Source organism: Candidatus Neomarinimicrobiota bacterium (assembly GCA_016784545.1).
Classification (GTDB): domain Bacteria; phylum Fidelibacterota; class UBA8477; order UBA8477; family JABMPR01; genus JABMPR01.
In genome coordinates, this window is the sequence record JADHUM010000017.1 from 1 (window position 1) to 25,409 (window position 25,409).

The following is a 25,409-nucleotide window of genomic DNA, read 5'->3' on the forward strand; positions in this document are numbered from 1 at the left end:
AGCCCTTCTCTTTTGTTGTTCCTACCCCCGCCCTGAAGGACGGGGTAATGTATTTGTGTCAGCCAAAACCCCAGAGTACCACCAACTTTTAACTTTGCATTTTTAACTTAAAACCTTCGACCTTCTCGCGAAGACTGTCTGGGACGAATTGTATTACGGTTGTTCGTTCCATTCGTCCAGTTCGTTGTAAGATGTAACCAAATCCTGAATTATTACTGGTAACTTTAAAGTTGCCCCATTCGAGTCTTTACGAGGAGCCTCGCGACGAAGTAATCTCCGAATCCTTGGATAGCGGATGGATCGAGATCGCCACGGTCGCTTCACTCCCTCACGAAGACTGTTCAGGATCACAACATTTGGCTTGGTTAGTATCTAATACCTATCACTCAGGAACATAGTTCTTGTAGGAATCATCCTACATGACGCATCCACATCGTCCTACACTGTAGTCGCTGACATCACACTATATTTCAATCGAGTTAACTGATAAGGAATATGATAATGACTAGTGTATATGTTGTAGATGATTCAGAACTGTTGCTTGAACGGGTCATTGCTCTCATCTCAGACAATCCCAAGCTCAGCTATAAGGGGCAGTCTAATCGCTACGACGGGACAGCGCAGAAAATTCTAGTGCTTAAACCGGATGTTGTGATCCTGGACATCCGGCTGGGAGATGGTAGTGGTATCGATTTACTAAAGGAACTAAAAAAGAGTCCGGACTGTCCCAAAATCATCATGTTTACGAATTATGCGATTCCTCAGTACAAAGAACGCTGTCTTGAATTTGGTGCTGATTACTTCCTGGACAAGGGCACAGGTTCCAAGGTGTTGGCCCGAACCCTGCAAAACATAGCGGAACAAGCGGAAGCTGGAATACCACAGCAGCAGGAAACTCATGACTAATCAAATTGAACGCTACAGAGACTATTGGCTACAGTTATGAGCTCTACAGATTTAAAGCCAAACTCCAAATTTCGGATTGGTGTTATACTGATTGTCACCATCGTTCTCTTCCTGGGTGGAATCGCCATCCAGCAAATGAATAAATTATCGCAGCTGACAGATGATATGTATAACCATCCACTGTCAGTCAGCAAGGCTTTGTTGGAGATAGAGGCAAATGTAATTGCCAGGCAACGATCCATAGAGGATGCAGCATTAAGTGAAACGCCTGAAGCGCTGGAGACTGCTCTTTTGATGGTGGCGTTCCATGAACAACAGATACAGAAATATTATTCGGTTCTTTATGAAAAATATCTGGGAGAGCGTCAACAGATAGATTTTGCCTACAACTTGTCACTGGAATCAAACTCTATTCGAGATGAGGTCATCGCCCTCCTGAAGGCTGGTTCAAGGCAGGAGGCCATGGAGATAATGGCCACCAAGGGGGCACCTCACATAAAACGTATCTTTGAGGCTCTTGACCCCATGCTAGAGTTTGCCGAACATAAAGCCATAGAATTACTTAATGAATCTCAGGCGAGACAGAAGACCTCAATGGGATGGCTGATTTTTACCCTCCTTCTTATTGCTGGTTCGGCCTATTTTGTTTTGAGCTCAACTATTCGCAACTATAAATCCAGTGAACAAAAGTACACAAATTTAATCCACAATATGCGGGAAGGTGTCACCATTGGGAGTGCAGAGGGGGTTTTACTGTATGTTAATCCCAGTTATGCCACCATGTTGGGCTATTCACATCCCGACGAGCTCATAGGCAATCCAGCCATTGATGTATATGCCCATCCAGATGAACGGGATGCCATTTTGGAAAAAATAATGATTGAGGGATTTATTGATAATATGGAGCTGGATCTCATCAAAAAAGATGGGTCATTGATCCATGTTATGGTCTCCGTCATAGCAAAGAGGAATAGGAGCGGGGATCTCAAAGAAATAGAGTCTACTGTCTCCGACCTGTCTGGTAATGAACGCTATGAAGCAATTTTAAAGCAATCAGAGCATAAATTCAGGAGCGTCACAGAATCAACAGTTGATGCAATCATTTCAATCTCCAAAGCCGGAAATGTCATATCGTGGAACAGGGCTGCTGAAGCCATGTTTCAGTACAATAAATTGGAAATCCTGAGCAAATCAGTCAAACTGATTCTTCCTCATAAAAGTCGAGTAACTGTGGGAGGCGAAACATGCGAACTCAGGTTAAGAGATATTTCCACCCTGATTGGAAAGGTACTCGAGCTCGAAGGGTTGCGCAAAGATGGGAGCAGCGTCTCCATTGAGTTGACCCTATCCAGCTGGTCCCTGGAAGACGAGCAATATTTTACGGCGATCATTCGCGATATCACCAGTAGAAACCAGGTCAGGGAAGAGCTTCTAGAAAGTGAAGCACGTTTAAGGATGGTCATTCAGCAATCCCCCAGCGTCATTGAAGTTTACAATCTTGAAGGGCTTCAAGTGGGAGTAAATAAGGCCTATGAGGAGCTATGGGGTTTCCCTGAAGAAACAACTGTTAATAAATTCAATATACTGAAGAGCAAAGAAGTGGAAGATACCGGTCTCCTAAAATATATCAACCAGGCTTATGCAGGTCATGCTGTCATGGTACCAGAATACCAGTTTGACCCGACCGGGGCTACAGAAGCCAAGGGATTGGGTAGAGTCAGGTGGCTGAAGACCCAGATTTACCCTCTGAAAGATGGTGCGGGGAAGGTAAAAAATATAGTTATCAGCCATGAAGACACCACTGACAGGAAGGTCTTCGAAGAAAATCTTAAAATCAGTGAGGAAAGATTCAATCTGGCAATGGACGCCACTTCTGATGGGCTTTATGATTGGAATTTAGTTGATAATACGATTTACTATTCTCCTCAATGGAAGCGGATGCTGGGCTATGAAGAGGATGAACTGCCCAACGATTTCTCAATCTGGGAGCAGCTCACAGAACCTGAGGATGTAAAAAAATCCTGGGAAATGCAACAGCAGTTGATCAGTGGCAAGATAGATCATTTCTCCCTTGAGTTCAGGATGAAACACAAGCAGGGGCATTGGGTTGATATTCTGTCGCGAGCCAAAGCATTTTTCGATGATTCCGGTCAAGCAAATAGAATTATTGGCACACACATGGATATCTCGGCAAACAAGTATGCTGAGAATCAGCTTTCTAAAAGTGAGCAATTAAATCGGGCCATCACGGACACTGCTGCCGATGCTATCATTTCCATAGGCAAAAATGGTCTGGTCACCACCTGGAATTATGGTGCAGAGAAAATGTTCGGATTCACTGCGGTGGAAATGATGGGAAGCAATCTGGAAAAGATTGTTCCATCTGAACACATTTCAGGTCATTCCACGGGGATTAATCGTTTAGCCCTGGGCGGAAAAGAAAAAATAATCGGCAAACAAATTGAGATGGAGGCTATCAGGAAGGATGGGTCAAGGTTCCCAGTAGAATTGGGATTGTCCTCATGGCAGGTTGGAGGGGAAAGAAATTTTACTGCTATCATCCGGGATATTACTGAAAGGAAGGCGGCAGATTTGAAGATTGGTGAGGCTCTGGAGGAAGCCAAACATGCCAATATGGTCAAGGATCAATTTATCGCCAATATTTCTCACGAAATCAGAACCCCCCTGAACAGCATTATTGGTTTTTCGGACCTCTTCTTTCAACGCTATGGTGATCAGGTCGCGCCCAGAGATAAGGAAATTTTTGGGTTTATAACCAAGGCCAGCAACCGGCTCATGAGCACAGTTGATTCCATCCTGAACATCTCTCTTTTGAAGGCAGGAAACTTGACCTTGCAACCCAGGGACATAGATTTGAACCTCTTGGTCTCAAAGATAATTGCTGAGCTGAGGGGTGGAGCAGAGGACAAGGGGCTCACATTGAATGCTTTGATGGGTGACACGACTGCCATGATACATGCAGATGAATACTGCACCTACCAATCAATATTTAATCTCACAGAAAATGCCATCAAGTTTACCTATGAGGGGTTGGTACAGCTGGAAGTTACCCAGATAAACGGAAATATTACGCTGCTCATCAGCGATACAGGCATAGGCATGTCAGAGGAATACCAGAGCATAATATTTACTCCCTATAGCCAGGAAAGTGAAGGGTTCACCAAGACTTATCAGGGAATTGGATTGGGGCTGGCTCTCGCCAAACAATATCTCGATCTCAACCAGATCGCCCTTAAACTTGTCTCAAAATTGGGAGTGGGAACCACATTTACCCTGGCTTTTCCCACCAAACAGGTGGCAGGATGATAACACCCCAAAAACCTGTTATACTCATTGTTGAAGATGATCTTTCTTCTCAACAGTACTACGAAGTGGTTCTGGAAGACGAATATAACTTGGACATTGTACCAATGGCGAAAGATGCACGACAAGCTCTAGAGGCCAAAAAGTATGGGGTAATCATTATAGATATTTCCTTGCCAGGAGAGGAAGATGGGATTGAACTCATTGGACATATCAGAAACGAAATAGGGTTGAATTCACCAATACTGGTCATCACTGCCCATGCATTTCCCGAGAATCGGTTTGAGGCCATGCAGGTCGGGGCCAGTGAATTTTTCTCGAAGCCAATCCTGGCGAAAACGCTTCAGGAGTGTTTGAATAAACATCTGAAGACAGAACCTGGCATAAAGTAGAGTAAGGTATTATTCAGAAATGCATGCTGAACTCAATTATTATCTTGTTTATGTTTTAAATAACGTAACATTAAAACCTAAAATATACATATACGGTATGGATTGAGCGTGATGAACTCAGTTCAGCAACAAGTATCTTCGACTCTCATTGCCCACTGAAAATGAGACGGCTACCAGCATGAACAAGTTCGACGGAAGTATTATCCTAGAAAGACTGAGGGACAAGAGAATATGAATGGTAAAAAAATTAGAGAATTTGATATACAGTGAACAATGATATGAGATTAAAAGATTTAAATCCAAATTCTAAAATTCAGCTCGGTGTCCTGCTCATCGTTTTGATTGTCCTGCTTCAGGGTGGATTTGCACTGGTACAAATGAACAAACTATCTCAACTAACAGATGATATGTATAACCATCCCCTGGCAGTCAGCAAGACCCTGAAGGAAATAGAATCCCATATTCACGCCATGCACCGGGCCATCAAGGATGTGGCAGTCAGTGAAACCCCTGAGTCCCTTGAAACTGCTCTGGCTGTTCTCAGGAGTCATGAGCAACATATACAGCAAGATTTTTCGCTGATTTCTGAAAAATATCTGGGAGACCGAAAACACATAGATCATGCCTACGGTTTATTGCAAGCCTATAAATTCATTCAAGATGAAGTCATCGTCCTCAGCAAGGCTGGTTCAAATCAAGCAGCACTTCAGTTTATAACTGACAAGGGCGCCTCTCAAATAAATCGAATAATCGCTGCCCTTGACCCAATGATCGATTTTGCTGATAATAAAGCCATACAATTCCTGAAAGAATCACAGGCTCAGCAGACCACTTCAGTGATAATGCTGATTTTTTCAATGCTTCTTTTTTCAGGCTCAGTATATTTTGTATTTCTCTGGACCATAAAAACCTATAAATCCAGTGAACGAAAGTACACAAAATTAATCCACAATATGCGAGAGGGTGTCACCATTGGCAGTGCAGAGGGAATCCTACTGTATGTCAATCCCAGTTTCGCCAGCATGCTGGGTTATGCACATCCCAGGGAATTGATTGATACACCGGTCATTGATTTGTATGCAAATCCCCAGGAAAGAGAAGCAATTTTCGAAAGAATACGGGTTCAAGGGTTTATTGATAACATGGAGATTGGCCTTATCAAAAAAGATGGGTCATTGATCCATGTTCTGGTCTCCATCAACGCGAAGAGGGATGAAGCGGGCCATATCATAGAAATTGAATCTCTTGTCTCTGACATCACCGATCGCAAACAGGCTGAAAAAGTTATACTGACAGAAAAACTATTCTCCGAATCCATGATTCATGGTCTACCTGGTGTGTTTTATCTCATTAGTGAGGAGGGGAAATTTTTACGCTGGAATACAAATTTTGAAAAGGTGACAGGTCGTTCCGCGGAAGAGATGCTGAAGATCAGCCCAGTGGATTTGTTTGATGGTGAGGACAAGCAGGTGATTGCTACGGCTATTAAAAGGGTGTTTACTCATGGTGAGGATCAAGCCGAAGGCCGGTTTGTAGCCAAAGGTGGCCAGAGAACGCCCTACCGATTCAGTGGTAAAAAAATCATAGTAGATGGAGCACCTTGTTTGGTTGGCCTGGGAATGGATATGACCGAGAGCAAGCAGGCAGAAATAGAAAAAGAGAATGCCCTACTAGAAGCGAAAAAAGCCAATGAAGTCAAGGATCAGTTCATCGCCAATATTTCCCACGAGATACGCACTCCATTGAACAGCATCCTGGGTTTTTCAGATTTATTTAAACAAAGATATTCAGATGCCATTCAAGAAAAAGACAAGATAATTTTTGACTATATCACAGATTCCAGTGACCGGTTGATGCACACCGTGGACTCCATTCTCCATATGTCCATGCTCAAATCTGGTGCCATTTCGGTTCATAAAGAAGTTGTCAATTTGAACCAGATGACAGCCACTATGGTCAATAATTTCAGGTTTCTGGCAACAAAGAAGCATCTTTCCATGGAATTGATCGATTCAGGGCTGGTGGCCGAGGTATTTGTAGATAAGAATTGCATCAGTTCCGCTATTGGCAATTTGACTGATAATGCAATCAAGTACACAGAGGAAGGTGGCATCAGTTTAGTGCTTGATGTGATAGAAGATCAGGTTATCCTTTCAATCAGTGACACGGGTATCGGTATTTCTGAAGAGAACCAGCAGCGGGTTTTTGAACCTTATACCCAGGAAAGTGAAGGGTTTACGAAAGTGTATCAAGGAGTTGGTTTGGGATTGGCAATCACCAAACAATTTCTTGATTTAAATGATGTATCGCTCGATTTGGAGAGCCAGAAAAACGTCGGGACTACATTCAAACTCACCTTCCCAATAGTTAAGGCTGAAGATGTTGTCTAATGATAAGCCCTGGATATTGATTGTTGAGGATGATCTTTCCTCTCAACAATTTTTTGCCACCGTTCTCGAAGAAACCTATAACCTGGAAATCCTACCAACGGCACAGGCTGCACGAGATGTGCTGGGTAAGCGTGTTTATGGCATGATTATCGTTGATATTTCACTTCCAGGGGATGAAGATGGAATTGGACTCCTGCGACATATCCGAAAAACGGCGAGGATCACTACCCCCATCCTTATCATCACAGCCAACGCCCAAGCACACAGCCGTTCAGAAGCTATTGGGGCAGGGGCAAATGAATATTTCACAAAACCAATCTTAGCCGGTACACTGATTGAGGCTTTGAATAAATATAAGGGTGAAGACCATGGATAAAGCGAAACCCAGGATACTGATTGTTGAAGATGATCTTTCCTCACAGCAATACTATACCATCATTCTTGAAAACAGTTTTGATCTGGAAATTGTTTCAACCGTTGTAGAAGCAAAAAAAGCGCTGGCAAAAACTGAATTCTCTGTAGCCATTATAGACATATCATTACCTGGTGGAGAAAACGGTATTGATTTGATGAGGTTTATGCGCGAAAAATATCCCCAGAAACCGACCTGCATTGCACTTACCGCCCACGCTTTCCCCCAGAACCGGATAGAGGCAATGGAAGCAGGTGCAGCTGAGTTTTTCACAAAGCCAATCATGAGTGGTGTCCTGATAGCCTCACTGGAGAAACACATCGAAGCATTGGGAGACAAGTAATTAATACACTAGCCACAGGCGACCGGCGTTCTCATGCAGAATAAATTTTCCAGGGTTGAGAAAAAAAGACTCATCATTGCTCTCTTTGCCATAGCGCTTGGTCTTACGGCAGCGGTTGGGAGTCTATTGCTGGGCGTCAGTGTCCTTGAAGTGACCTCCCAAAAAATTGAAGATCAAATCGCAAAATTTTACCAGGCAAAGGCCACCTCCCTGGCTTCAATATCCTCGGTTAGTCATTCCTTCTCAGACTCAATGTTGCTGGTTGAGATAAATCGATCCTGGCAGTCCAGTCCAGATCTTCCAGCAGATGAGTATATCTGTGTAGTTAATGATTCATCTTTACTTCTCTCGCATAGTGCCCAACCTCATACTGTGGGAAATGATATTGCCGATAATCAACTGGTAGATTCAGAATATCTTACAACATCCACGCTTGGCGCTCTGGTTCAAAGGCATGCGGATTATGTGGGACGTTATGTGTCCAGCGATGGAGAGCTTCAAATTGCTGCCTTTTCATCGGTTCCTGGAAAGAATTGGATGGTTGGGGTTCATCGTTCAAAAAGTGTAGTTGATCAGGAAATTGGTACTGCTCTGAGACCTCAATATTGGGGTATTTTAATAATTAGCCTGGGCATCATTCCCCTGGCCCTCCTGCTCCTGTACTATTCAATGCATCGCGGCAGCAAGCATAACAAGGCCATCATGCAAGAACTGGTCAGAGAGAGGATTCTTCTCAATGGATTGATAGATCACACCCCCGATCATATCTATTTCAAAGATCTGAACAGTCGATTTATCAGGATAAACAAATCGTAGGCAAAATTTTTAAACCTCAGTGATCCTGAAGAAGCCATTGGTAAATCGGATTATGATTTTTTCCCAAAGGAACTGGCGCAGGTGGCATTTGAAGATGAGCAGAGCATGCTAAAAACTGGAAAACCTTTGATAGGTAGGGAGGAGCATTACTCCAGCGATGATGGAGATCGTTGGATATCCGCAACCAAATGGCCCCTGCAAGATGCCAACGGAGAGGTTTTCGGTACGGTTGGAATCTCACGGGATATTACTGATATATCAAAGACGCGGATAGAATATGAAAAGCAATCCAGGTTTCTGGAAGATGTTATTGGTTCCCTGCAACACCCCTTTCTGGTTATTGACGCCAACGACTATTCCCTAATACTCGCTAATCCAGCCGCTCGTGACTCCCAATTCAGCTCAGCCTCGAGTTGTTATGCACTGAGTCATGGTCGTGATATACCTTGTGATTCTAAGGAGCATTCCTGTCCGCTAGCTATTACCAAGAATACAAAGCAACCTGCCGTTGTGGAACATATTCATCTCGACCCTCATGGGAATCCCACCCATTACGAAGTTCATAGTTATCCAATATTTGATGAAGGTGGCGAAGTCAGTCAGGTTATTGAATATTCACTGGATATAAATGAGCGGAAACATATTGAGGAGAAGCTGAGAAGAGAGTATCAATTGCAAGCAGTCCTGTTCCAGATCGCAAGTGCCGGGCAATTATCCAAATCCCTTGACGACCTGTGTCAAAGTATACACTCATATCTAGGTGAAGTACTGGATACAAAAAATTTCTATATCGCTGTCACTGATTCAGAGCACGAAAAGTTGTCATTCCCAGTTTTTATTGATGAGTTTGACGATAATCCTGGGACCGTATTATTTGGGAAAGGGATGACAGAATACGTGATAAATAGTAAAAAATCATTGATGGCTGATGCAGGTGATATGGTCAGAATGGACAAAAAAGGAGACATAATTCTAACGGGAACCCCTTCTAAAATCTGGCTGGGTACTCCCATGATAATTGGGGCTAGATGTGTAGGAGTCATTGTCGTTCAAAGTTATGACGATGAGGATCATTTTGATGAGAGTCACCTCAGTCTGCTGGAATTTGTTTCATCCCAGATAGCGACTTCCCTTGTTGCAAAACAGGCTGATGATAAACTTGCTGTCTCTGAGCGATTAAAAGAATTATTGCTGGATATTATTACCCATGATCTTAGAAATCCCATAGGGAGTATCTATAATTTCTCCGAATTAGCCCGCGTACAATTTCCTGATAATATTTTGATTGAACATATTCATATGGGGAGCACACGGCTTCTACAGGTACTGGAGAACACAACCTTATTGAGTCAGACAGTCGTAGGGGAAACGATCCCACTTGAAGTGTTGAATTTACATGACATGCTAAAAGAAACAATTGATGAGTTCTCAGGGCTCCTCAAAGAAGCAAATATGACCCTGGAATTGAACTGTCCTGCCAATCTTGAAATTCATGCAAATCCCATATTGAGTGAAGTTTTTAAAAACTATATTAGCAATGCCATCAAATACGCCAGTATGGGAAAAAGAATAATTGTTCAAGCCTGGGAAGAAGCTGGTGTTCAGATTAGTGTGGATGATTTTGGAATAACGATCTCTGAGCAGGAGAGGGGTCTCGTCTTTGAGCGTAATATCCAACTCGCCAAAGAAAAGAAGGTGGGGCGGGGGCTGGGATTGGCCATTGTAAAACGCATTGCTCAGGCCCATAATGCAAGGGTCTGGGTTGAACCAAACACAACAAGAGGAAATCGGTTCCGCTTGCATATGCCTCAATCAATGAACCAGAGCTGATATCAAACGTGGATGGCAAAAAGAGTTAATTATTTGTGGGGAGTAAATCCAATTAAAGGAAAAAATATATTAAAAGCATCCCTGAGGGAGTTCTTAGGAACTTCTGAGATGAGATATTTTCAAAATCCACGGCTTCCTCAATCATTTATCGTTACCGTAGCAGTACTCCTATCACTTTCTGGAATGGGAAAGGTTTTGGCAGCTGATCCAGACCGCACCCTTATCAATAAAGTCGATGAGCTCCAAAACATTCTGGAAGAAGTAAAAACCCGATTTCCCATTGACTCGTCAGGTGTTGAGGAGACTTTTGACTCCTTGATAGTTGTATTACAGGGGTACAAACCACATCTGGCATACATACAGTATTATCAGGGAATGTTTTATTTCAATCGTAGGAATCTGGAACAGGCAAAAATATTTCAGGCCAGCGCTTTGGGTTTGGCGCGGAAGTCAGGTAATGATCAACTCACTGCAAAAATATTTATTCAGCTGGGTGTCTTGGAAAGTGCCCAGGGCAATAATTCAGCTTCCATAAAAAATTACCTTGATGGCGTTGAAGCTGCGACCCGGGCAGGAGATCACCGCACCATGGGAGCTTGCTATTCACTCCTGGGAAATATCCACAGAATCATGGGAGAATATGAAGAAGCAATTAATTATATCACCAAAGCTGAGACACACTATACCGAAATTGGTTTCAATGAAGGGGCAGCCTGGATTCAGTACTCATTGGCAAATATCTATAAAGATTTAGAGTTGCACGATGAAGCGCTGGATTATTTGTATAAAAGTCTGGATACGTATGAAAGGGAGGTCAAGGATAGCCTTGGAGTAGCCATCTGCCTGGATCAGATTGGGGACATATACTTTGGCCAAAAACTGTACGGAAAAGCACAGGAATTCGTTTTAAGATCTTACAAAATCCATTCCACCGCCAACAACTCACATGGACTTGCGATTACCCTGAAAAATTTGGGTAAAATCGAATATGAGCTCAAAAATTTCCCCAAGGCCATTGACTATCTGGAACAATCCAGAGTGCTAAAGCAAAGTGGCAAGGATGTACTTGTGTTAACACAAATTTATGAATACATGGGTCGTTCATTATATGATATGGGACAACAGCAGGCCGGAATAGATACAGCAAAAACGGGATTGAAGCTGGCTACTGACTCTCAACAACGTCGTATGGAGAATAGATTATATGGGGTGTTAGCGGACATGTATCGTGAGCAGGGAGATCTCGAGAACGCCTATGATTACCTGGCCTTTCAGACCTCCTCAACCCAAAGGCTTGCTGATCGGCTGGCTTCAGTGAAAATAACTGGCATGAAAAACTTTCATGACCGGGAAGCGCGTCGCCAGGAGATTAATACGCTTCATTTCGAAAATCACCTCATAAAAGTTAAGCTGGATAAACAGCGAACCACACAGCTGCTATTAGCTGCAGTAATATTTTCTATCCTGGTTTTCTCATTTATACTCATATTTATGTATCTCTCAAAAAGAAAAACCTTACAGGTTGTGGATGCCCAACGCAATGAGCTTGAGCGTCTGGTCGCCACCAAGAATAAGTTCTTTTCCATCATTTCTCACGATCTTCGATCACCTCTGGGTGGCACCATGCAACTTATGGAAACTGCTATAGAACTATTCCCAACCCTCTCCAGAGATAAAATTCTGGATCTGCTGACGACAATGAGCGACACGACTAGAAATACCTTCAGACTCCTGGAGAATTTATTGGTTTGGTCACGTTTTCAAACCGGGGTGATGCAGGTGAATATGGTTGAGGAAAACCTGGGTAAATTAATACATCATGAACTATCACTGCACGAGAATCAGGCACGGGAGAAGAACATATCTCTCAGCAGCGCGATTGATGATGATATTGTGGTTTTTGCAGATTCAGATATGGTGGGCACAATTTTACGAAACCTGATATCCAATGCCATCAAATTTACTCGCCCAGGGGGAGAGGTTAAAATTTCAGCATCCAGAGCTGATTCTCATGTATTTGTGAGCGTCACAGATAACGGAATTGGCATCCCTGAAGCAGAACATGCAAATATTTTCACCCTGGAAAACGAATTAAAACGGAATGGGACCAATGGAGAACCCAGCAGTGGTCTTGGATTAATTCTAGTCAAGGAATTTGTGGATGAACTAGGTGGCAGCATAACTGTAGAGAGTGTGCCCGATGAAGGGACAGCCTTTACTTTTTCACTAAAATCCAATTAGCAAGACTCAGCTTTCACCAGCGATTCCAATCCTCCCAATAAATAGTTTCCTAAATTTCCATGAATAAATGGGTTTATAGAATCTCATTGTATAGATGTAGAAATGTCAGAATAGGGGGGTAATGATGTGGAGCTGCTGGAAACCCTAATGTGAAATCATCAAGATTCCATTATTGTTGTCATGGGAGTCTTTTAAGAGGGAGAGGGAAAGCAGACAATTCAAGTTTTTCCCATTGTGATGTATAAATTCTATTTCCAGCTGACAGCGTTTCCCCCGGGCAATATTATCTTTGATAAAAATAAGATCTTCCTTATGGTACAGGTAATCCAGAATACTTTTACCGATAACCTCATCATGGGGATACCCCAGTTCCCACTCAGCGGCTTGATTGTACTCAACAATTCTGTCCTCACGATTCAAGCTAATGATGAGGACAAAGGAGCTGTTAATGATGCTTCGAGCATCCTCCAAAGCGCGGGCCAACTTTAATTTTTGGTCCTGTCGGTAGGTGGCAGTTTCTACCACCAAATTTAAATCGCGATCATTGAAGGGTTTTAACAGATATCCAAAGGGTTTCGTTATTTTCGCACGCTGGAATACGGCATCATCTTCTTGAGCTGTGAGATAGACAATGGGAACATCTGTAAAGGAGAGGATCTTGTTGGCAGTCACTATCCCGTCATCATCATTGTCCAGGAGAATATCCATGAGGATGAGATCTGGATGAAGTTCCTTGGCCAGTTGAATGGCCATGGATTCATTGGTTGCATGCCCAACTACCTCATATCCAAGATAGCCCAATTTAAAACTGATAAATTTTGCCATTTGTGGATCATCTTCTACAATCAAAATCCGTGTAGGTATTTCTTTTTCAATTATAAGTGCGCTGGAGACGTTGGACATGAATAACTTTCAATATTTATAGTGACTTCGCTATCAATATAGTCAGCTAGCAGAACTATACAATCCACCCTTTTCAATGGTGGAATAATTCCTCTCTGTGATTTGCTTGGAAAATATTTCCAAGCAGCCCAGCTCGACCTCACAACAGAGTTGCCACCAAGGGCCTGCCACTCATTTATTTTTCAATTAGGTGTGATTAACTACTTCTCCTCAAGTTTCTAATCCCTGGAGTAGAAATGGTATTGACAAGGGTCTCTAGGGGAATAATCCCCTGGCCTAATCCAAAGATGCCATCTCTTTGGGGGACTTTTATTCACACAACTAGGGATAGCCTTACGTTTCAAATTGATGTGATCCTTAACCTGGGAGTGTCAAGGAAATCACCAACAAGGAGCCCGACATGAAAAATTTAAACATCATCGCTATCATTTTAATCGCACTGGTTTTAAGCAATTGTGAAAACCCTCGCTACGTGGATGCAGGCGTGATCTGGACCGATGATTCTTATTTTTCAGAAGAAGGTGATTGGTATCTGGCTATTTCTGATGGATGCTATTCAAATTGCGAAGGTGCGACAATAGAAGTTCTCGATCAATTTCCAATCGAAGTTAACAAAAAAACCACTCAGAAATTCGTCCTGGGATCTGGTGCTGAAGGCAATCTCACTGCTTTTGTATATCTGGATACCAATGAAAATGGCACCTATGATGATGGTTATGACAAGTTGACGGGCTATAAATTTAACTATGCCACGAACAACGAAACAACTTCCATAGCTGTATCAGCCTATTTCTAAAACTCCTTAATAAGACGCAATAAACAACAGGAGGCTGTCCCAAAAGGGCGGTCTCTTTTTTTGGTGTAGGGGAGTTGGGGTAAAGGGTATATGGGAATAAGGGAATAAGGGAAATAGGGTATACGGGGTATATGGGTATTAGGGTAGGAGGCGGATTTTTGCATACATGACTGTTATTGACATAATCGTGAATGAAGCGATTAACACCCTTAAAAGTTAAATTTAAAGATTTGGTCATTGAGCATGCGGACATGGGCAAAGCGTTAATTTGTTCTACTCTCACAACGAATCTATCTACACCCGATGGGTTTCGATAGACAAGTCTGACGAAGATCACGAAGCTGCACAGGGCCATTCGTTCTGTTCGTTTACTTCGTTGTAAAAATGGGTGTTAAGCTGTTTGCTTGGGTGGTTCATTCTTGGACCAGACCTATGTTGGAGGTTAGTTTAGGGGACAATTGATTCCCTGAATTAAGCGAGGCTCCCATGAAAAAAATAATATTTCTCCTGGTAATATTTCTGATGGCCAGTCTATCCATGTGCAAGTCCACTGAGTGGACACAAGTTTCTGCTGGGCAGCTTACCATAATTACTAGTTCACATACTTCTTTCCCGCATCCTCTGAGAGCTGACGGCCATGATTACAATGATACCCACTTTGGTTTTGAAGAACATTATAATGATTCCTCCGTGGCTATTTTTGTACCAGACAGTTACCGTAAAACAGATGCTGTGGATCTGGTATTCTATTTTCATGGCTGGGGGAATAGTATTCAGGAATCAATAGAAAAATTTAACCTGCTGGACCAATTTTCCGCCAGCAACGCAAATGCGATATTCGTCTTCCCTGAAGGTCCCAAGGATGCTTCCGACTCTTTCGGTGGCAAGTTGGAGGAGCCCCTCATTTTTAAGGCTTTGGTTGAAGATGTACTGGCTTTTCTCAGCCACGAAAAAAAGATAGATAAAGCCGTGCCTGGAAAAATCATTCTATCCGGCCATAGCGGCGCTTATCGCGTTATTTCATTCGTCCTAAACCGGGGAGGGTTAACTGATCATATATCAGAAGTCTATCTATTTGATGCGCTCTATGGTCAGGTGGAAAATTATACCCATTGGCTTGAAAACGATAAGGGTAGAATGATCAATATTACCACACCAAATGGGGGGACGAGCCGAAACAGCGCAGAATTGATTGAAGATTTGACAGACTGGGGAATTCCCAATCAAAGGTTTGATAAAAATGATGTCTCTGAAGCGGACTTGAAGACTTCAAAAATTGTTACCGTATTTACCACGCTTGGACACAGCGAGGTGATCGATCCATTCTTTAAGCTGGCGTTGTTGTCCAGCGATCTCCTCAAGGTGGAGAAGAATTAAGATTTTCCAATCTTGGGGATACTGAAGCCTGGTACGCTCCGAATTACAATCCAACAAACTGTGCTATAAATCCTACAATCCAGCAGGAATTGTAAATAATTGTTGACATATGTGGTTTACACAATTTTTGTAGAAGTTTATGTAAGTGTAAAAATAACAGCGATATAAGTAGATCAATTTAGAATGGCTCAATCTTTGAACTGTAAGAGGTGGTAAATTTATGCTTTATGCAGTTTTCGTGGGGAAAATGGAATAGGTGAATTATGTCGAACATATTGGTTATAGAAGATGAAGAATCCATGGGTGAATTCATGGTAACAATGCTCGAATTGGAGGGTTATAAAGTTGATCTGGCCCCAGATGGAATTGAGGGCATAAATCTTTATAACAAAGAGCACCATGACCTTGTGATTACAGATATGATTATGCCCCGCAAGGAAGGCTTTGAAGTATGCATGGAACTCTTGAAGTACCACCCTGCTCCAGAAATAATTGCCATGTCAGCAGGCTTCCCGGAGTATCTAAAATTTGTCTCAGCCCTGGGTGTCAAGTACACGTTTGAAAAGCCATTTGATGTTCCAGAATTTTTAAGATCAGTAAGTAAGGCACTCAGCAAGGGTAATCGTAACTTTAACTGATAGCCCCTTCGCAAATTCAGTACCCGCTTTATCAACTAACATATTGACGCTGTACCCAATTGGGGGTGCCTGGAATTCATTATTTTGAGAGATAGTCAGGACAAAACAGGCTATTTATCCTGACTACCTCTCAGAGAGGTACGTGATCTAATCGATGCAGAATTTGAAGGGGATCTGGAACAGAACGGAATAGTTCTCATTGTTGCGGGTGGCTGGAATCCACTCGGTGCGTGTAACTGCAGCCATGGCAGCTTCATCAAGTAAATAGCCTCCACTTTGAATAATCTGGATGTTGGAAACATTTCCAAATTCATCTACCATAAACCTCAGGGTAACATTTCCTTCCAGACCCAGCTCCATTGCGAGTTCAGGATAAATAACATGTTTACACACTGCTGGGATGCCACCCACAGGTTGGGGCTTTGTAAGTACATCGGCCTCCATGGGATTGGCATTCAAAACAAGTGCTGCAGCCAAAATAATAAGACCTGATTTCATCAATGTTGTCATGATGGTCTCCTTCATCGGCGAATTTTGTTAAAGAACTCTTGTCACTTCTCTACATTGTCAATCCCCATGCCATTATTTGAAGAAAGCAACTGTAACTGCGTGTTATTTATTGTATTAAATGGTGTATACTGAAAGGGATTAATTGATAATAGACAGCCAATATGTTATTGTGCTGATATAGATCCATATACAAATGATATGGCCTAAGCTATTGGTTTTAATCAATTACTGCTTTTGTAAAGTCTCATCCCTGAGAGATAAGCCGGTTCACCTAGATTATCCTGCAGGGACTCCAACAATCCTGGTGTGAACCCATTTGACGTAGCCAAAAACTATGGGCAGACAAACTAGATACATAAGAATACCATACACACCTGAGGGCAAACTGAGGAGAGATAAACCTTCACCAGAGGGCAGGATCAGATTTCCAACTGTAATGCCCACCGTGGCATTTTGAATTCCCGTTGCAATTGCCACAGAGACAGCTTGAGCCTCATTCATTTTAAAAAGATGAGCACTGCTATAGCCCATGAGCAGCATGATAATTATCAGGGTTACAATGCCAGGTCCCAGAATGGTAACATTATTCACAAAGGTATCCCATTCACTGGAGAGGGCACCAATAACAATGATGACAAATAGAATGGCGGAAATCTTGCTGGCTTTGGGTTCGAAGCCATGGGTGAATGTTTCCGCCTTATGATGTACCAACAATCCAATAGCAACGGGGATGGCTGTGATCAAGAACATGGTTAACCCAAGTGAGAGGACGCTGATTTCCGGAGCTTCAGCTCCCATAAAATAAGCAATAGAAAAGCCAGTGATGATTGGCAGGGTGATGACGCTTACGATACTTACCACTGCTGTATATGAAATGGAGAGTGCCGTATCTCCTTTGGCCATTTTAGTCAAGATGTTGGAGGTGACACCGCCAGGGCAACAGGCAAGAATCATGAGTCCCACAGCCATTTCCTTGGTGAGTCCAAACAGCAGGATGATTCCAAATGCAACCAGAGGAAGCAGCACCATCTGGTTCAGGATACCCACTGCAAATACCTTTGGCTGCTTGGCAACATTCTTGAAGTCATTGATGGTGAGACTCAGCCCAAGACTAAACATGATAAATACCAGGGATAGGGGTAAAATGATATCAATAATCATTGAAGTACTCCATTCTTCGTTATTTTTCTGTTGGTAGAATTATGGGTCACTTACGTGAATGACCTGGCAATTGTCTGCCCGTTCTTCCCATTTATTTTGATTCAACTCAAAATAGACCATTCTGCAAAAATTGATACTCTTTTCCAAAATTAGCAATTGTTTCAATCAGCTATTCCCGGAGTGGCTTTTTGAGACCTTGTGAGCAATAGGGAATCGGTTATTTTCAACATGATTATATTTTCCATTAAAAATATTGAGATCTGGAGCAGGAAATGTTCACCAAAGCCATCGTTCGAACCCCAGCACCTTCTATGATCAATGGACTCACCTCTGCCAATCTCGGCAAACCAGACTTTGATCTGGCGCTCAAGCAACATGCTGCATACATCGAAGCGCTTGAATCATGTGGGTTGGAGGTAACCTGTCTGGAAGCTATGCCTGCATTTCCCGATTCAACCTTTGTAGAAGATGTGGCTCTACTCACCCCTGAGTGTGCCATTATTACCAATCCTGGAGCCCTTTCCCGGCGTGGAGAAATCGAGGGAATGCGAAGTTTACTTGAGAACCACTATGAGAGTATCGAAGAAATCAAGTCTCCAGGAACTCTGGAAGCAGGGGATGTGATGATGGTGGATTCACATTTCTTTATCGGCTTATCTGCCCGTACCAACCAACTGGGAGCGGATCAGCTGATCGTTCATCTCCAAAAATATGAACTTACAGGATCTGTGGTTGAATTGAAGGAGGTTCTCCATCTGAAGACAGGAGTAGCCTATCTGGAACGCAATAATCTTTTAGCCTGTGGTGAGTTTCTCACTCATCCTGATTTCCGGAGATTCAATATTTTACCCATCCATGAATCTGAAAGTTATGCCGCAAATTGTATCTGGGTGAATGATACAATTCTCGTCCCAACGGGATATCCCCAGGCCCTCCAGACCATCATCCAGGCCGGATATGCTGTCCTGGAAGTTGATGTCTCCGAATTCAGGAAGCTGGATGGTGGCTTGAGTTGTCTTTCTCTGAGATTTTGAAATAGACAATAATCTGATCACAATTCAGCCCCCCAGAGACATAAGCTGTTTAAACATGACCATTTATATCTTAAAATAGATATTGCATTTCGATGGCCTCCAGACCATTTTCAGCCATTCTAATAGAAACCTGATGGGGAAATCATGAGCGAGCAAAAAAACGGTCCTGGCGGAATAATTCAAGAACTCCGAAATCGGAGGGTCTTCCGAGCCGTTGCAGTGTATCTAGGAGTGGGTTTTGCCCTCCTGGAAGCAGCAGATATTGTCATCCCTATGCTGGGTTTACCTGCTTATGTGGTCAAAACAGTATTTTGGTTGCTGATTGCTGGATTCCCTGCAGCAATCGGGTTGGCCTGGACCTTCCAGTTAACCCCAGAGGGCTTGCGACGATCACCCAAATCAGGGGAAAAGCAAACTGAAGCGCAGAAGCCCTTTACGGGGAACTCCATGATCATCGTCTTGCTTCTGGTCATTGTAGGGCTCCTGGCTTATCCCAGAATGCAGTCCTCGCCGCCACCAGATGTGGCTGTCACATATCAACAGGCTGATTCACTTGATGCCAAGGCCGTGGCTGTATTACCTTTTACAAATTTTTCTGCTTCTGCAGAGGATGCTTATTTTGCTGATGGCATCCATGATGATATTCTGACCCAACTGTCTAAGATTAGAGATTTAAAAGTCATCTCCCGTACCACTATGGTCAAATACAAGAACACGGAAAAAAGTATTAAGGAAATTGCTCAAGAAATCGGTGTCGCCAATCTGCTGGAGGGCAGTGTGCGCAGAGCCGGAAACCAGGTGAGGATAGTAGCCCAGCTCATCAAAGCCAGTACGGACGAGCATTTATGGGCGGAGACATATGACCGTGACTATGCCGATATTTTTAGCATTCAGAGTGATGTTGCCAAAAAGATCGCAGGTGCCCTGAAATCAGCCTTAAGTCCTGAAGAAAAGGCTGAACTTGATGAAATTCCAACTCGGAATATGAAGGCCTATGATTTCTTCCTGAAAGGTAATTATTACTGGCATACCAAGACTACCAAAGAAGGCAACGAGAAAGCCGTTGCCATGTACGAAGAAGCCATCAAGCTTGATCCCAGTTTTGGTTTAGCCTATGCCCGTCAATCCATTGCACATTCTGTGTTATTTCAACAACCTGACTGGGATCCAAGCCCAGTAAGAAAAGCTTTTGCGAAAAAGACCCTGGACCAGGCAATTGATCTTATTCCAAATCATGGTGAGACCCATTTTGCCCATGGTATTTACTATCTCTGGTGTCTTAGCGACAGGGATTCTGCCATTAAAGAGTTTGAGTTAGCAGCGGAAGCTCAACCCAAGAATGGAGAAGTTGCCAATCATTTGGGTCAGTTATATGCTGAAACTGGAAATTGGACCAAAGCAGGAATATATCTTGAAAACGCCTTTGAACTGGATCCGGATGTGGTTGGGCACGCTGCCTGGTTGGCTGGATTTTACTCGATTACACGAAAGTATGAGCAGGCAGAAAAACAGTTTCGCATAGCTATTCAATCTTTTCCGGAATTTTTCCTAAGCTATCGCTTTCATGCCAGACTCAGGAGATATGCCTATGGAGATCTAGTTGGAGCCCGTCAGATACTGAACGATGGCATACTTAATGTAAATAGCCCAGAGGCTCTGGCTGTAGAGCGAATCAATCTGGCTATGGAGGCGAGAGAGTTTGAAACGGCCCTAAAGCTCGTTCGAGAGGATTATAAAGGGGATTACCCATCTTATCATAATAGTCTGATTCTTTATGGTATGGGTAAGATGGATGAGATGAACACGGAAATTCAACGCTCTCTCTCCAATCATAATTCACATCTCAAGGTACGACCGGATGATCCCTATTTGCATGATAGAATAGGCATGCTACATGCTTTGATGGGACAGCATGAAAAGGCAATTCTTTCAGCTAAGCGAGCTATAGAGCTTGAGCCTGTCAGCAAAAATGCCTTGGGTGGTCCCGATCACCTTGTGGATCTGGCAATGACCTATTCAATCCTGGGTGAAACAGATCTCGCCCTGGATATAATTGATGAATTACTTTCCTATCCAGGAGATTTTACAATATGGATGCTTAAACTACGTCCAGCTTTTGACAATCTCAGAGAATCACCCAGATACCAGAAACTCGTTGGGGAGATCAGTTAATTTCAATGACCACCTCTCAAGGTAAAATGTCCGAGCTGATCCAGGAACTCCGTAATCGGAGAGTATTTCGGGTTGCAGCTGTGTATCTGGGTGTCGGCTATGCTATTCTGGAATCATCTTCCATTATCATCCCCATGCTGGGCTTCTCCGAAACCATCGTCAAAATCATTCTGGCCATCCTTGTCTTTGGGTTGCCAATATCCCTGGGTCTGGCCTGGATGTTTCAAATGACCCCAGATGGACTTCGGCGGTCCCCGAAGGAGGGTGAGAAACAAACATCAGGTGAGAAACCCCTCACCAGTAATGTTGCCATCGTCGTTCTGTTGGTCATTATAGCTGGGCTGCTAAGCTACCAGAGCTTTTCGCCAGGTCGTTTGGGATCATCAAATGAAGAATCGGGTGGGGTTTTAGATTCCAAATCAATAGCTGTTTTGCCCTTCACACCCTTTACCAAAACTGAGGATGATCAGAGTTTCGCAGATGGCATGCATGATGATATTCTTACCCAGCTTTCCAAGGTCGCCGATCTAAAAGTGATTTCCAGAACCTCAGTCATGCAGTACAAAGAAACCACTATGCTTATTTCAGATATTGCCAGAGAGTTGGGAGTGGCACACATCCTTGAGGGGAGTGTCCGTCGGGCTGGTGATCAAATTCGTATTGTAGCCCAGCTCATTAATGCTGAAACCGATGAACATCTATGGGCGGAAACCTATGACCGGGGTTATGCGGATATTTTCGCTGTTCAGAGTGATGTGGCCAAGAAAATTGCTTCAGCTCTAAAAGCTCGCTTGACACCCAGGGAAGCATCCTATATCGAATCACGGTATACAGATGATCCCGAAGCCTGGGAGTGGTATTTGAAAGCGAAATTGCTTTATGACGCTGAAATTGCAGACAAAGATTCTGTCATCACTCAGCTTGAAAGAGCCATCGCTCAAGACAGCAATTTTTTACTACCCTATGTGCTTCTTACCAGGCTACAGTCCTGGTTTTATTTCGATGGGACTGGGACAGATCCTAGCCCCGAAAGATTTGAAAAAGCGAAGCAAGCTTTGGCAAAAGCTGAATCATTGCATTCTGATGCACCAGAAACACATATGGCTCGAGGTTATTTCCAATACTACGGCTTTAGAAATTATCAAGCAGCCATGGAAGAGATGAGTCTGGCCCTTGAAATGCAACCCAATAATACAGAACTCCTTGCTGGAATTGCCTACATAAAGCGACGACTGGGTCTCTGGGAGGAATCCACTCGCTTCATGGAGAAGGCGGTTTCCCTTGATCCAAATAATGCCCAGAAAGTGTCGGAAACCCGTGATATTTTTGCCATGCAGAGAGATTGGGGGAGCTCACTGAAGTATCAGGAGCGCCTGGAAGCGATCACCTCCTGGCAGGGTTCTGAGGTTGCCACAGGGCGCTATTATCTGGAACTCTGGCAATCAGGTGGTGATATTCAACATGCCCGAGCTGTTCTGGATGACATTGTGGCCCGGTCTGGTAAAGAACTAAATCGGTCGAAGCGTTTTAGACAAGCACGCCTGGAACGAAATTTTGACAGAGCCCTGGCTATCGCCTACGAGGATGGCAATCTGGCTGGCGAGGAATTAGTCACTCTCTATCATTCCATTGGAGGCTCGAGGCTGAAATTGGCTTTAGATTCGGTTATTGTAGCCATTGAGGTAGAGCTAGCTGAAACACCAGAGAATTGGGCACCTTATGCTGATAAAGGGGTGACTCTTGCTATGCAGGGAAGGTTGGAAGAAGCAATTCAGTTGGGGAATAAAGCAGTTGCAATGATGCCTTTGAGTCGGGATGCTTTGGCAGGTGCTGATGCACTCAATATTCTCGGAGATATCTATATGTGGTCAGGCTATCAGGAGAAAGCGATTGAAATTTATGAACAAGTGCTAAGTGTCCCCTGTTGGGTTAACCGTGTCGACTTCCTTATTGATCCTTATTACGATCCGCTTCGAGACAATCCGGGTTTTAAGAAATTGCTGGGACAACAATCTGGTTAAAGTGACTACCAAGCCCTCAAGATTAGCATCGTTTTACGCTGAGCTCCGTCGCAGACGTGTCCTCAGAGCGGCCACTGTATATCTGGGTACAGGCTTTGTGATTCTGGAAGCATGCGATATGATATTCCCCAGATTGGGGATACCTGATTGGACCATATCACTTATACTGGGCATGCTGGCTGCCGGCTTTCCTGCGGCCCTGTTTTTATCCTGGTTCTATGAAATTACCCCGGATGGAATGGACAAAGCCCAGGATTCTGATCTCCCCCAAACAGTGAATCAGAAGCCACTGACCAGCAACATCATCATTGCTGTCCTGGCAGGTATCATACTTACCCTTTTGGTGATCCCAAATATATGGGATTCCAGTGAATCACCTGCTGAGCTGCAAATCAACCCCAAATCTATCGCGGTGTTGCCCTTTACCAATTTCAATTCCAGTGAGGAATCTTCATTCTTCGCAGATGGTATCACAGATGTCATTTTGACTCAATTGGCTAAGGTTAGAGATCTAAAAGTTATCTCCAGAACCTCAACCATTCAGTATCGAAACAGCGACAAATCTATTCCTGTGATTGCTGCTGAGTTGGGAGTTGCAAATATTTTGGAAGGAAGTGTTCAGCAGATAGGGGATAAGGTCCGTATCATTGGTCAGCTCATCCGTGCTCAAACTGATGAGCACCTCTGGGCGGAAACTTTTGATCGTGATTACAAGAATGTTTTCTCCCTGCAGACCGAAGTTGCCAGATCCATAGCCAGCGCGCTCAAGGCCTCACTTACCCCTGCAGAAGAGGACTACCTTTCCACCCGACCCACAGACAACCAAGCTGCCTGGGATCTTTATCTCAGAGCAAATATCCTTGGGGATAAACAATTCGATGAAGGCGATACCGTTATCACACTCTATGAAGAAGCCATCCGTCTGGACCCCTTGTTTACCCTGCCCTATGCCAGGCTCATCCGCCTGTATGCCTATGAATATTTTGCTGGCTATGACCCAGATGGCAAATATTTACAAAAAGCTCAGGATTATCTGGTAAAACTGGCCTCCCTGGATTCAGAATCTCCAGACTATCATCTGGCAAAGGGATACTACCACTATTATTCAGATCGTGATTTTGAATCGGCACTGGCAGAATTTGAAATCGCTCGCATCAGTCAGCCCAACAACAGCGACCTTTTTCTGGCCATTGGGTTGGTGAAACGACGTATGGGCTTGTGGAATGAAGCAACGGAATACTTTGAGAGAGCCGTAAATCTGGATCCTCGATCTGCAGGCAAGACCAACACGGTTGCTGAAAACACTCTGTTTACTCGTGACTGGCAAAAAACCAGGAAATATCTGGAACAGATGATCACATTGGTCGGACGAAATCCGGTCCTGGTTGAGCTGAGGTACTTTCTGACTATTTCGTCAACAGGTGATCTGTCACTTGCTGAGCCAATCCTTGGTGAATTGATTGAGGAGTATGGGGCAGAAACCATGGCTCCCGCTCGTGAGATGAAGGCCTATTTATCAAGAGATTTCCCAACGGCCAGAGAACTTGTGCAAGCAGATAAATATCGTGGTCCTGCTGATAAAATGGAAGACAAGGCCTTCTACTTTAGACTGGAGGGATTAATCGACTCCTCCAGGCACTATTACGGATTGGCCAGAGACACGGCTCTGGTTGCCCTTCAGCGAGACCCGGACCACTGGTTGAATTTGGTTGATTATGGTGTCACCCAGGCTGGGGCAGGAAATCTGAGAGGTGCCAGAATGTCGGCAGACAAGCTCCTGGACATGACCAAAATAACCTCTGATGGGGTATCGGGAAACCAGCTATGGGATCAGTTGGCCAGCTTATTTATCATGGTGGGGGATTATGATCAAGCCCTCTACTACCTGGACAAAACCCTTGCTGCACCTGGCGATTTTTGTCTGGCCTTGCTGATACTGGAACCAGAATACGATGCCCTTAGAGATCACCCCAAATACGCTGATATGATCACGAGATATGCCAGTCAAATCCAGGCAGATATCATCTTTTAAATAGGCGGACTTTCGCCCGAGAATTCCCTAAATCTTACATCCCAGGCAAGAGAATCATTGCTTAGCAGGCTGCCATCTCACATATTTGATTTTAATTATTTATAGGGGGCT

Annotated in this window: 19 protein-coding genes; 16 read left to right on the forward strand and 3 right to left on the reverse strand. The window is 43.7% G+C overall.

Features of this window, described 5'->3' with window-relative positions:
* Window positions 1-501 precede the first annotated feature (501 nt).
* The 9 genes from ISR87_05455 (at window position 502) to ISR87_05495 (ending at window position 12,654) form a co-directional block, all read left to right on the forward strand.
* Window positions 502-906 (forward strand): response regulator transcription factor, encoded by a 405-nt coding sequence (locus ISR87_05455; protein ID MBL7024883.1) that lies wholly within the window; start codon window positions 502-504, stop codon window positions 904-906.
* Window positions 907-942: 36 nt separating this feature from the next.
* Complete coding sequence (locus tag ISR87_05460) at window positions 943-4,233, forward strand: PAS domain S-box protein (protein ID MBL7024884.1); 3,291 nt, start codon at window positions 943-945, stop codon at window positions 4,231-4,233.
* The gene (locus ISR87_05465; GenBank protein ID MBL7024885.1) at window positions 4,230-4,622 is read left to right on the forward strand and encodes a response regulator; all 393 of its coding nucleotides are present in this window, start codon (window positions 4,230-4,232) and stop codon (window positions 4,620-4,622) included. Before ISR87_05460 ends, ISR87_05465 begins: the two co-directional genes overlap by 4 nt.
* A gap of 278 nt (window positions 4,623-4,900) precedes the next feature.
* On the forward strand, window positions 4,901-7,012 hold the full coding sequence (locus tag ISR87_05470; GenBank protein MBL7024886.1) for a PAS domain S-box protein: 2,112 nt from the start codon (window positions 4,901-4,903) through the stop codon (window positions 7,010-7,012).
* Window positions 7,002-7,388 (forward strand): response regulator, encoded by a 387-nt coding sequence (locus tag ISR87_05475; GenBank protein ID MBL7024887.1) that lies wholly within the window; start codon window positions 7,002-7,004, stop codon window positions 7,386-7,388. Before ISR87_05470 ends, ISR87_05475 begins: the two co-directional genes overlap by 11 nt.
* Window positions 7,381-7,767, forward strand: a complete 387-nt coding sequence (locus ISR87_05480) for a response regulator (GenBank protein MBL7024888.1) — start codon at window positions 7,381-7,383, stop codon at window positions 7,765-7,767. Before ISR87_05475 ends, ISR87_05480 begins: the two co-directional genes overlap by 8 nt.
* A 33-nt stretch (window positions 7,768-7,800) precedes the next feature.
* On the forward strand, window positions 7,801-8,583 hold the full coding sequence (locus ISR87_05485) for a hypothetical protein (GenBank protein MBL7024889.1): 783 nt from the start codon (window positions 7,801-7,803) through the stop codon (window positions 8,581-8,583).
* An 81-nt stretch (window positions 8,584-8,664) separates the two neighbouring features.
* Window positions 8,665-10,413, forward strand: a complete 1,749-nt coding sequence (locus tag ISR87_05490; protein MBL7024890.1) for a PAS domain-containing protein — start codon at window positions 8,665-8,667, stop codon at window positions 10,411-10,413.
* A gap of 108 nt (window positions 10,414-10,521) precedes the next feature.
* Window positions 10,522-12,654, forward strand: coding sequence for a tetratricopeptide repeat protein (locus tag ISR87_05495; protein ID MBL7024891.1), 2,133 nt, complete (start codon window positions 10,522-10,524; stop codon window positions 12,652-12,654).
* 144 nt (window positions 12,655-12,798) lie between these two features.
* Here ISR87_05495 and ISR87_05500 read toward each other — a convergent pair whose 3' ends face one another.
* The gene (locus ISR87_05500; GenBank protein MBL7024892.1) at window positions 12,799-13,557 is read right to left on the reverse strand and encodes a response regulator; all 759 of its coding nucleotides are present in this window, start codon (window positions 13,555-13,557) and stop codon (window positions 12,799-12,801) included.
* A 400-nt stretch (window positions 13,558-13,957) separates the two neighbouring features.
* Here ISR87_05500 and ISR87_05505 point away from each other — a divergent pair, with 400 nt between their 5' ends.
* From ISR87_05505 to ISR87_05515, 3 genes are all read left to right on the forward strand, one after another.
* Window positions 13,958-14,353 carry a hypothetical protein gene (locus ISR87_05505; protein ID MBL7024893.1) on the forward strand — a complete coding sequence of 132 codons (396 nt, stop codon included), beginning with the start codon at window positions 13,958-13,960 and terminating at the stop codon, window positions 14,351-14,353.
* Window positions 14,354-14,839: 486 nt separating this feature from the next.
* A complete protein-coding gene (locus ISR87_05510; GenBank protein MBL7024894.1) occupies window positions 14,840-15,730 on the forward strand; it encodes a hypothetical protein in 891 nt (296 codons plus the stop codon).
* Between the two features lie 263 nt (window positions 15,731-15,993).
* Window positions 15,994-16,368: a response regulator gene (locus tag ISR87_05515; GenBank protein MBL7024895.1), complete on the forward strand. Its 375-nt coding sequence runs from the start codon at window positions 15,994-15,996 to the stop codon at window positions 16,366-16,368.
* Window positions 16,369-16,515: 147 nt separating this feature from the next.
* Here the strand turns inward: ISR87_05515 and ISR87_05520 are convergent, their stop codons facing one another.
* Window positions 16,516-16,878 carry an energy transducer TonB gene (locus tag ISR87_05520; GenBank protein ID MBL7024896.1) on the reverse strand — a complete coding sequence of 121 codons (363 nt, stop codon included), beginning with the start codon at window positions 16,876-16,878 and terminating at the stop codon, window positions 16,516-16,518.
* 276 nt (window positions 16,879-17,154) lie between these two features.
* The gene (locus ISR87_05525; protein ID MBL7024897.1) at window positions 17,155-18,039 is read right to left on the reverse strand and encodes a bile acid:sodium symporter family protein; all 885 of its coding nucleotides are present in this window, start codon (window positions 18,037-18,039) and stop codon (window positions 17,155-17,157) included.
* Window positions 18,040-18,311: 272 nt separating this feature from the next.
* On the opposite strand from ISR87_05525, the gene ISR87_05530 reads away from it, so the two are divergent.
* The 4 genes from ISR87_05530 to ISR87_05545 all read left to right on the forward strand — a co-directional run bounded on the left by ISR87_05530 (window position 18,312) and on the right by ISR87_05545 (window position 25,298).
* A complete protein-coding gene (locus ISR87_05530; GenBank protein MBL7024898.1) occupies window positions 18,312-19,073 on the forward strand; it encodes a N(G),N(G)-dimethylarginine dimethylaminohydrolase in 762 nt (253 codons plus the stop codon).
* 144 nt (window positions 19,074-19,217) lie between these two features.
* Window positions 19,218-21,245, forward strand: a complete 2,028-nt coding sequence (locus ISR87_05535) for a tetratricopeptide repeat protein (GenBank protein MBL7024899.1) — start codon at window positions 19,218-19,220, stop codon at window positions 21,243-21,245.
* A gap of 5 nt (window positions 21,246-21,250) precedes the next feature.
* Entirely contained in the window at window positions 21,251-23,266 is a 2,016-nt protein-coding gene (locus ISR87_05540; protein MBL7024900.1) for a hypothetical protein, read from the forward strand.
* Window positions 23,181-25,298, forward strand: coding sequence for a hypothetical protein (locus tag ISR87_05545; GenBank protein MBL7024901.1), 2,118 nt, complete (start codon window positions 23,181-23,183; stop codon window positions 25,296-25,298). The genes ISR87_05540 and ISR87_05545 overlap by 86 nt, the downstream gene beginning before the upstream one ends.
* Window positions 25,299-25,409 lie beyond the last annotated feature (111 nt).